8 protein-coding genes and 2 tRNA genes are annotated in these 10,889 nt (G+C 42.3%); all 10 read right to left on the bottom strand.

The genetic code is table 11. The features are described from left to right. Positions 1 to 208: 208 nt before the first annotated feature. Entirely contained in the window at positions 209 to 664 is a 456-nt protein-coding gene (locus Q0791_RS22925; RefSeq protein WP_299011518.1) for a hypothetical protein, read from the bottom strand. Positions 665 to 691: 27 nt separating this feature from the next. Then, complete coding sequence (locus Q0791_RS22930; RefSeq protein ID WP_299011519.1) at positions 692 to 1,084, bottom strand: hypothetical protein; 393 nt, start codon at positions 1,082 to 1,084, stop codon at positions 692 to 694. A 126-nt stretch (positions 1,085 to 1,210) separates the two neighbouring features. Then, complete coding sequence (locus Q0791_RS22935) at positions 1,211 to 1,555, bottom strand: hypothetical protein (RefSeq protein ID WP_299011520.1); 345 nt, start codon at positions 1,553 to 1,555, stop codon at positions 1,211 to 1,213. A 67-nt stretch (positions 1,556 to 1,622) separates the two neighbouring features. After that, positions 1,623 to 1,949, bottom strand: coding sequence for a hypothetical protein (locus Q0791_RS22940; protein ID WP_299011521.1), 327 nt, complete (start codon positions 1,947 to 1,949; stop codon positions 1,623 to 1,625). A gap of 50 nt (positions 1,950 to 1,999) precedes the next feature. Beyond that, positions 2,000 to 2,374 carry a hypothetical protein gene (locus tag Q0791_RS22945; RefSeq protein WP_299011523.1) on the bottom strand — a complete coding sequence of 125 codons (375 nt, stop codon included), beginning with the start codon at positions 2,372 to 2,374 and terminating at the stop codon, positions 2,000 to 2,002. A 14-nt stretch (positions 2,375 to 2,388) separates the two neighbouring features. Then, entirely contained in the window at positions 2,389 to 7,362 is a 4,974-nt protein-coding gene (locus tag Q0791_RS22950; protein ID WP_299011525.1) for a DUF6531 domain-containing protein, read from the bottom strand. 187 nt (positions 7,363 to 7,549) lie between these two features. Further along, the gene (gene tssI, locus Q0791_RS22955) at positions 7,550 to 9,598 is read right to left on the bottom strand and encodes a type VI secretion system Vgr family protein (RefSeq protein ID WP_299011527.1); all 2,049 of its coding nucleotides are present in this window, start codon (positions 9,596 to 9,598) and stop codon (positions 7,550 to 7,552) included. Between the two features lie 86 nt (positions 9,599 to 9,684). After that, complete coding sequence (locus tag Q0791_RS22960; RefSeq protein WP_299011529.1) at positions 9,685 to 10,203, bottom strand: Hcp family type VI secretion system effector; 519 nt, start codon at positions 10,201 to 10,203, stop codon at positions 9,685 to 9,687. Between the two features lie 428 nt (positions 10,204 to 10,631). After that, positions 10,632 to 10,716 (bottom strand) — tRNA-Leu (locus Q0791_RS22965). 97 nt (positions 10,717 to 10,813) lie between these two features. Then, a tRNA-Gln gene (locus Q0791_RS22970) sits at positions 10,814 to 10,888 on the bottom strand. Position 10,889: the final 1 nt, after the last annotated feature.

Consider the following 10,889-nt stretch of genomic DNA (forward strand, 5'->3'; position numbering starts at 1 on the left):
AGCTTATTATGGTTGTTTGGAGTATTTTACCTCAAAACCCTTGATGTGGCTGCTTTATATAAGGGGACACCTAAGGGATTAAACTGATTCAAATACTCGCCTAAGGTTTCCTCTCTATCATAAATATCAAAACATCCGAGAAAAAACCTCAGATGAACATCAAAATCGATATCACTATTAGGCCATTTTAACTTCATTTTCTTATACTCTATTTAGTTGGATCAGCCATAAATGGCTTTCCTGTATTACTGTCAAACCTGACAACCCAATTATCAAGCTTCTCATTAAATACAGGCGATGATGGATCTCGTCTATTAGGACTAAAACCATGCCCCACACCTTGTGTATTTGTCCCTTTCACAATAGGATTTCCTTGCCGAACAACACCATTATTTTTTAATCTATTAATTTCAAAAACATTGGAAAGTAAATGCCTTAAATCTGCTTCACTTGACGAAAGTGAACTAATAAAATGATTAAAAACTTCATTAAAAATATATAAATTATGTTTATCGCTATTCAGATATTGAGCTAAATTTTCAGATAACCTGATCCCATAACAATGTCCACCATCCATAGGATTATGAGAATAGTATTGCCCTTCACCCTTAAAAAAATTTACAGTTTCTGATCGTGATACTGCTTGTTCAAACAAATTATCCATTGAATTTAGCTCTATCTCCTTTGAACGTTACCGGTAAATATCAATAAATCGGCCTAGAGAATCTTCCGATTGCAGCAATTCATATTGCTCATATTCTCCCCATTCATTGCCATATTGACTCTTAATTGGCGCATATAACAGTGCAATACCAGTACTGGACTTTTCGTTAGCATTCAGTCCCATATATTGATAACCATTTTTGATCGGGATAGGTAGTTTGGTATATAAGTTACCATCATGATCATAGAGATAAACTTGCCTTTCTTGGTATAGACTGGCAAAAACTTTGTTCATCTTTTTTGAATAACAGCATCTTGCTAATACAGAAAATTCAATTTCAACTTTTTTATCAACACTATCCCAAGATATACTTGTATAAGCATGTTTGCCGGAACCGTGCTTGGTAGTTTCTATTTTCACTAGATCGTTTTAACCATACAAATACAGTAATTCATCAATAATGATCTGCTTCTGGATCATTGCCAACAAGATAACGATTTATCACATTTATCACTTCATCTCTCGCTTCAGCGTTATTCATATCCACTAAGCCCATCCAATCACCACGTTGACTAACACTACCATATATCGACAAGGCTGATATTCTCCCGCGCCGACCACGGCAGTAAACAGCTCACCACATTCAACACATGCCATACGGTGAAATTGAACGGGTAATTCATTTACTTTATAAAAACAAGAATCACCAACTCTGATTTCTTCAATATGGGATATATTAGCCAATGCTTTATTACGGTAGCTAATATCCACTTTGCTAGCTGAAATACCATCAGAAATAACAAACTCATTTGTTTTCGCACAGGTAGGGCAAGATACAGAGCCTTTAGCCGTTATGAATCCGTTTTCATCACCATCATATAAATTCAACAATGTATTTAACGCTCTCACCTATTACATAGTTGCATGATATTTAAAGATTTTACATACCTTACTCCACTCAGTAACTCATCACTTCAATAGTGCAGTTATTATTTTTCAATAGCTCAATAAATTTGGATTCATCGAATATAGATGACAACGAACCATTTAAAATTAAGTCACTAAACCACTTTCCATCTATGTCATCAAAAAACTCACTCCAATCAGCCAGCTTGACATTTGCAATGGAAATTTCCCCCCCCACAAGACCATGACCACAACCCTCAGACATATAAAGCTTCTTTGCTTTAAATGAGTAAGCTAAAACCTTTGGCCAATCGGCACTATTACCACTGTCAGCGCTTCTTTTATCTACATTTGCAATAATATAGTATTCAGTTTTCATATATACCTTTGTAAGTACAAATAAAGAAAATTTCAATCACATAAATAAATTCAATATGATAACCCTTTCTTACAAAGCCTTTTTTTCTCAATATCTATATCAAAAAACCAATCGCAACCAGAGGACTCATATTCTTCGGTACTACAAATCACACTGACTTTTCCTTGATGATCTGTCGTTAAATAGGAAAATACAAAGCCACTCGGTGGCATCAACTCAAGTAACTGCTCTCCATGCTCATTATATACCGCAAGTAGCTCTGTTTTATCACTAAAAGTCAAAAGAGCAAATACATTATTATGATCAATGATTCCCTGTTGAACATACTCTGTATTAACTTCTACATTTTTAGCTTTAGTCACCCATGTCATTATTTTTTTATCATCAGATATAACAAACTGATGTATTTTCCCTAATTCACTCATTTCAACCTACACCTCTACTTCAGTTTTCTTACACTTTTTACCTTTAAATAACTCATTCTATCTTTTGGAGCAACTGTCATTTCTAATTGACTTCCCCCACCAGCAAGATATTTCCCCGAATCAGTATCAATTTGTGGACCAACTGGACCAGTTTTTACAGGTAAATCTTTTGTAACTTCATAGGTAACAACTTTATCTATATCTGGTTTCCACTGTTCTTTAACGGCTAATTCATTTCTAACATAATCCTTACCTACAATATGATCTAAAGTCCCAAACCCTCCAGGTCTATCTAATGGTTGATTAGGGCTTAAAGCCATATTAAATTCAGTTCCCTGCTTTAACACTTGATTTTGAGGGGTATACCCATAAGGCCAAGGTGATTGATTTATTTTCAAGTCCTTATAAGCTGCTGCAGCTTGAGTAGTATTAGCAAAAATACCTTTATGATGTTTTTGAAATTGATTCCATGCATTCTGTATTACTTTTTTACAAGCTCCTCCACTTAGCCCCAGCGGATCCACCCATTCCATGGGATTGTGGACGTATGAATTCGGTCTAAGACCACCCGCTATACCTATGGGATCTGGGCTTAGGTATTGACAGCTGTCAGGATCATAATAGCGATGGCGATTATAATACAAACCTGTCTCGTTATCATAAACTTGACCTTGATAACGCAGATCACAAAACACAGGATCATTAGCGGCCTGCTGCACGAGTACATCCTCATCACGGCTGTCTAAGCGTGTGAGCGGAGTGTCTTTCTCATTAAACTGGTTAAATTTACCCCAGAGGCTTTGCTTTCCGCGCCATTTGACCTCACCCGCCTCAGAACACAGCTCCCGTGGCGTGCCCGCATGATCGGCGATAATGTAATGCAGCTGCGCTGTACATTCACTTTGTCCACTGTTTACTTTTTGCACTCGCTGAGCCAGTGGACGGAAACTCTCTGGTTCATACATCCACTGTGTTGTGTCAGCTAAGGTGCCGTCGGCATAGCACCTTTGTTGTTCGATAAGGTTATTACCGTCCCACAGGTAGTTGATTCGACTAGCGTTGGCGACTCGTTTTGCTTCTTCCACTGTCAGCTTACTCTGCTGTTTAACCTTAGCCACGCGGCGGCCAAAGGCATCGTACTGATACTGCCAAGTATCATCATTTGGCAATCGCACCTTAATGAGTCTGTCTTCTTCATCCCACTCAAAGCGGGTGACTTGCGGCCGAAAGCCCTTTTTTTGCGTGACTTTTTCAAACACGCGGCCACAAGCATCATAATGGTAAGTGTGATTACCGATGCGCTCTACTCGGCCACCTTTTTGGTATTTAAGCTGTTTTTCTAACCGCTTAGTGGCGAAATCAATAATGTTCGTCGTAGCTGTCTGACCACTATTTGAAGCCGATACGCTGGGTTCATGACTTTGTTGAAGACTTGGTTTAGCTGAACTAAGTTGATTCACCGCCACTAAATTTTGCGCGGCGTCATAGTCAAATTGCTGCACTTTGAGAGCAGGCTCCACTGAAGTGTCACTGAGCGCGCCGCCTTTTGCAGACATAGTCGCTTGATGGGTGATTTGGCCATTGGCATTGTGGCTAAATTGGCTGCTGCCCCAATGAGTTTCATCGATAGCGCTAATTCGCGCCAGTGCATCGTATTGATAATGGCGCTGTAAGGTGCGTGGACCTTGAGGTTTTTCTGGCCCTAAATAATAAGGCTGCTGCGCATTGGGAGCAGACAGTTTTAACCCCTTGTTGGCCTGCGATCCACCTTTAACTAACTCCTGAGAGACTAATTCTTGAGAAAGTAGGTCCCCACCCAGACTCCAGGCTTGAGCTAAATGAAAACCTTGTTGGTTGTATCTGGATACTTCAAAACCTTGGCTGTTATGGGCAAATTGTAGCGCTTGGTGATCATTGATTTGCACCCCCGTCAATAAACCTTGTTGATGGGTGAGTTGCATTTGATAGGGGCTTGCTGTTGCTAAGGGCCGCTCAGGGCTGTTTGTTAAAAGCCGCTCAGGGCTGATCCTTTGGGCTTCATCGTCAAGCTGGCCTGTTATCGCGACACGCTCACCCGCGGCATCGTATTCACTGTTAAGAGCTTGGCCGTTAATGGTCTCCTTGATGCGGCGGCCACTTAAATCATATTCATACTCGACCACCACCTTATTGGCTGAGCCACTATTACTGGCGGAGCTACTATTATTGGTAGAGTTACTATTAGCAATCGCGCTTTTATAGCGGCTATCATCCACCGTGGCCCTAACGAGCTGTGAAGCATCATCGTATTCAAAAAAGCTATTACTGGTAATGCGATACTCAGGTTCAAGTACTGACTCACTTGCCGCGGCCTTGTTCTGATGCTTATGAGGGCATTGTAATTGCAGCGCTTGCTTTTGAATTAAACGACCAAGGACATCGTAGTAAAACCTAAGTTGCGTACCATCGGGGGCAATACGTTTTGCCACTCGCCCTAGAGGATCGTATTCAAACTGAGTTTTACGGCCATCGAAATGCCGCTCCTCGGTTATTTGGCCTAATTCGTTATAGTGATATCGCCACTGATGATGTTGGCTATTAATAACGCCTGCAAATTGCCCCTCACCGTTATACAGATAACGGGTGGTCTGCCCAAGGGGATCGGTACTGGCCATTAAGCTATCAAAGGCACCGTATTCATAGCCGTAGACTTGACCTAGAGGATCCACCACTTTAATGAGATTACCTTCGATGTCATAATCAAAGCGCTGCTCACTGCCATCTTCAAACACCACGCGGCTGGGCTGCAATTTATCTTGCTGGTAATGCCAACGTCTGACTAACGAAGAAGCTGGCTCTTTATCCGCTGAGGGCTCTTTACTGGCTGAGGGCTCTTTATTAAGTGCAGCTGAAGGCTCTTTATCGGCTAAGGGCTTTTTATCAGTTGAGGACTCTTTATTAAGTGCAACAGAAGGCTCTCTATCAGCTGAGGGCTCTTTATCGGCTGAAGGCTCTACTTGTGTATTACGTTTATCAGCATCGACTTCGTTGACGTAGGTATGGCGAGCGATTAGGCGCCCTAGAACATCATATTCAAAGCGCAAACGGTGACCTAAAGGAGGGCTCACCTGACTCATTTGCCCTAGCTCATTAAAACTAAACTGAGTTTGTAAGCCATCGGGACGGGTTTGCTTAGTTAATAAGCCTCGCTCATTGTACTCAAACTGCCAACTGCGCCCTAATGGATCGCTGGATTGAATGAGATTTTGCTGCTCATCGTATTCATAGTGCCAGCTAGCTCCTAAAGGATTAGTGACGCAAACCAGCTGACCATTGTCATCATAGTCATACACATGCTCACAGCCATCGGCGCCAACAATGCTACTCACTTGCCCCCAATCATCGTAAGCATATTGAGTTTTATCACCCAGCGCATTGACTTCACACACTAGCTGATTATCTTGCCACTCAGATAGAGTGACATGCCCATTGGCATCTATATGTTTAATGATATTATTACGCTCATCGCGGTAATAGCACTGAATGCCTTTGTGGGGACTTTTATAAAAAATGACATTCTTGGTATCGTCATAGCGCGTTTCATCGTGCCAGCGGCCATTGCTGGCACGGGTACTGAGAGCACGATTATGCTCATCATAAGTATGCTTGACCCAAGTGCCGCCTAAGTCTGACCATTTGAGTAAATTATCTTGCTTGTCATACTCATAATCAAAATTATTACCCGCATCACTGCGCACTGAAATAAGCTGCCCTTCACGATTATATTTAAAGGTGCTTAAGGTTTTCAGCGCTTGCTGGTTTTCATCACATAAAATAAGCTTAGTGATAAGCCCATCTTGTGACTCGACCTTCATTTGCTGCTTGTTATCACTGAGCTTCACCCACTCTAAATTGCCATTGTCATAAATAAAGCGCAGTTCATGACCATAGCCATCACGAATATGGCTCAATGCTAAATGCTGTTTTCCAATGCCATCGACAGCCGTGTCTGCAGACTTGTTAAAGTGATTTATATCAATGTCATCCTCAATGGGATAAATAGGAGTGTCACTATCAAACACTAAATACATGCCATCGAGATGACGCATCACCAACTGCTGGTTTTGACGCATTAAGCGCCATGCGGGCATATGGGCTGCACGCTTTTGCTCACCATCGGCAGGCAAAGCATAATGGGCTCGACTGCCTTTATCGTCGATAAAAGTGACTATGCCATCATCAACTTCAAGGCTCATGTCCCAGTAACTGCGCCACGTCCGTCCCAGCAAGCCTGTGAGTTTGTTTTTTCCTGAATGATAAAAACGCTTATGAAGCAGCGGCACCCGCCCTTGCAAAGTAAAATCTGTGCGCCACTCCACCACGTTACCCGTTGCCATATCGATAGGATCACTTTCACACTTAGTCGCCGGGGCCACGGGCTCTTTAGCACTTTTCTCTTTCGCAATAGCCTCTTTTATGGCTTTGACTTGCTCTAAACGTTCGACATAATCAAATGCTTTAACAAATTCGCCCATTGGCGGCTTCAGCATAGGCTCAAAGTTCAGCATAGGCTCAAAGTTCAGCATGGGCGAATGGGACTTAGCGGCCCCTTCGGCACATTTGTGGGCAGGGGATTGATACGGTGTATCACCAATCAGTACATTTGGTGAGCCTGCAGCGACTTTACCACCACAATTAATGGCATCATCCACTCTCGCTGCAGGTTTTCCGTTAATGCTGACATTGGATGAACCCGCATTGACGCTGCGCATATGAATACCGTGGGGCATATTAGGGCAAGGGCACATGTGCAATAACACCATGTCCCCTTTACGGGCGGCAGGCATGCCATTAATACTCACATCACCACTACCCGCTAAAATGGGGGTCGCAGGCATACAGCCATGACCTGCGGCCGTATCCCCTAATCTTGCCGCTTTAGGCATATCCAATTCCTTGTTATTTTTATTACCTTTAAGCCCTTGCCATCTATGACAAATTGATGACAAGCGCTTATTTTCCTTTTAACTATGGCTCACTGTAACAGTACGCGTTTATGTTTATGGTTGATGCCCAGCCTCAATGTTTATTCAGCCGGCTCAACGTTTATTAAACCGCTTATCTTTTATTCAGCCGGCTCATCGTTTGTCCGCAGGCTCAACGCTTATTCAGCTGGCTCACCTTTTGTCAGCGGGCTCAACGCTTATCCGCGGGGTCTGGCAGTGTCGGCTGATTGGGCTCCTCGACTTTGACTGCTTTTGGCGCCTTGCCTTTACCCGGTGAGCCACCTTCATTGATTTTGACTTTACTACCAGAAATGGTGACACCTCCTGAATCGATTTTAATAAACCCTCCGGGGCCTTTTAGCGTTAAGGCCGTTCCCGCTTCTAATACGATATTCGCCGCATTGGTATAACTGTCTTTATTGACTTTCAATTTATGATCGCCGCCAATGATTTTCTCTTCCGATGCGGCAATTGACATGCTATGGGCGCCATCCACTTGGGTCACCATGCCGCCACCAATGATGCGCTTGAGTCCCGCTGTCACTTTTTGAATAAGGTTTTTACCTATGGCTTGGTGTTTGTCACCACGCACCTCTTCAATGAGATCTTTACCCACAGTGCTGTGCTTGCTCTGTTTTACAATGGCAAACTGCTCATTTTCAACCGTTAAATGATGATCCATCCCCGTATTTTCTCGGCGCGTATTACGAGTGATAATGTCAAGATCTTTTTGTCCATGAATAAATATTTGCTCACGAGTGGCTTCATCTTCAAACCTCAATTCATTAAAGCCTTTGCCTTTATGGGTCTGAGTTTTAATGACAGTTCGAGTCTTATGGGAAGGCAAAACATAAGGCGGCACATTGGTGGCGTGAAAGGTGCGACCAGTGATGATAGGTTGATCGGGATCCCCTTCTAAAAAGCTCACAATCACTTGATGACCAATACGTGGAATGGCTGTCATGCCATATTGGGCTCCAGCCCAACCTTGGCTCACTTGTACCCAACAGCTAGCTTGCTCGTCATTTTTTCCTTCTCTGTCCCACGGAAATTGCACTTTTACGCGGCCATGTTCATCGCAAAAAATCTCTTCCCCTTTTGGCCCAACGACCACAGCAGACTGAGGGCCTGTGACTAATGGCTTTGTCTTCGGCTTAGCTTGCCAAGGGGTATTGGCTGGGATCACATCAAACTGATTATGATAACTGGTGGGCATAGTGGTATTACTGCCTTCAAGGCTCGCCCCTTGAAAACCTGTGTGTATCACCTTAATAAGCAGCCAATCACGATTAAAGCTAGGATCCCCGTGCTCCATTAAGTCAAATTTAAATCCGGCACTGGCCGCCATGAGGTTACTTTTAGCAAAAGCCAGATGCGCATGGCGTCGCAAGTATTCTAATCGTGTTTGCGTAAAGGGCTTTCCAAAGGCATCGCTTTTATAGCGCCCTGGAAAATCAAAATGCTCATAATCTTGACCTTGATAATCTAGATCGGTTGCTAAACTGTCTTGTAAAAAACTGTATTGAGGCTGCTTAAAACTGGCGTCTTTTAACACCACACTGGCTGGTGCCACTTGATGTTGTAATGCAAACTGTGAAACATAAGGCACCTCTGACATACCGCCACTGGTGGCATTATAAGGAAACGGCATGCCTAACTTACTCAGCTTTTTCGTGCTATCACTAAACACTAAAGTGTGCTTACTTTTTTCGTGTTCAAAATGATAAATCAAGCCTTCTTCTGCCGCTAGACGGCTCAAAAATGCAAAATCTGTCTCTCGATATTGTACGCAATACTCACGCACTCTTTGATCTAAGCTAGGATCGCAATTAAAGGCATAATCCTTAATGCCCATTTCGTTCAACAAGGTTTGAATGATGGCTAAAGTGCTTTGCGCTTGAAAAATACGACTGTTTTGTCTGAGTTTTAGCCGAGAAAGGGCTGGAACAAGCGTTAGCTTATATTGCGTATCATGGTAACCTGTATCCCCTATGGTAAATTGACTCACCACACCATGTACTTGGCGTTGCACTTCACCGTCCATGGACCATGTCATCAAACCTGCTTTATCAACAATAGACTCTGGCGTTAAATCACTTTTTTTACTCACTAACGTCATTTCAACCGAGAAGGGAGCTGATAACGCCTCTTCAAAATGAAATTCAAGTAACTCAAAGCTCGCTTCATCTAATCCTTCAGCGACAAATTGGTAACCTAATCCCGAGCTTGCCATTGTCATGCTCACATCCTTCTTCTTTTATTTATTCTGTGTGACCCATTCCAAATGAGCTAACGATAAACATTACCCCATTTGGTAATATCAAATTATGCTTCCAATGGCTTACGCCAGTCATCGGATCCCGATGTGCCTGCACTGGTATGATCCCAATCAATTTTACGATAGGCTAAAGACACTTGAACCAGCTGAGTAAAATCTGCCTGAGTCGGATCTTGGCAATGGGGCATATGACAATTGATATCCACTATGGTGGCGCCTTCCAGCGTAGTCGAGAAGAAATGCTCTTGCTTGCCTTCAATAGAAGTTCGGTACCAATTCAGCACAACTTTATTAAGCTTTTCACCTGTTGATAACGCGTTGTACATTAATGGTACGGCTTTATTGAGTGCAACAGTAAAAATAAACGGCTTATGAACACGCTGACCAGAAGGCTGACCTGATTGCGGATCTGTCGGTACAGTGACAACATGCTTAAATTCTTGAACTAACATTTCATCTTCGTGGCCTTCAACAAAAATATCACCGACAGAATCTGAAGTAAAAGCGCCTGCTGTAATATTCCCCTGTGTTTGACCTTCAATAGAGATATAACATGGTGTTGGCATAATATCCTTCCTTGCTTATTGATAATTTAACCTCACGGCATTGTGTCTCTGCTCGACACTTTTAATGAGTACTTCTAATGAAACTGGCCCTATCCATCCTTTTTCGTTGAAGTAAAAATAGATGAATGCTCAAAAGTGAAACAGTACAAAAACAATACAAAACCAATTTATAGACATTTCAATAACAGCAGGAAACATGCCAATTTTTATATAACTGATTTTAATGGTTTTTTAAAAAAAACAGGGATTTTTGGGCAATAAATTGCTCATTTCAGGCAATTTATTGCCCGCCTGAGCAATAAATTGCCTGAAAATCGAGAGAAAGAAAAGAGAAAGAAAAAGTGACAAGCACAAAAAAGCCCATCTTTTTGATGGGCTTTTTTGTTGTATCTGATTTTATCAAAAATAGACTTAAAGTATGTTATCAATGGTACGGGAGGAGAGACTTGAACTCTCACACCTTGCGGCACCAGAACCTAAATCTGGCGTGTCTACCAATTCCACCACTCCCGCATTGATACTACTTATTCTAATATTAAATTTTAACATTAGAACTTATCATATTAATGATAAATTAAAGACTCAACTAATATTTATTGGCCTTTAAATATGGCTGGGATACCAGGATTCGAACCTGGGAATGCCGAGATCAAAACCCGGTGCCTTACCGCTTGGCGATATCCCAA

It is taken from the genome of uncultured Shewanella sp. (genome assembly GCF_947495455.1).
Lineage (GTDB): Bacteria > Pseudomonadota > Gammaproteobacteria > Enterobacterales > Shewanellaceae > Shewanella.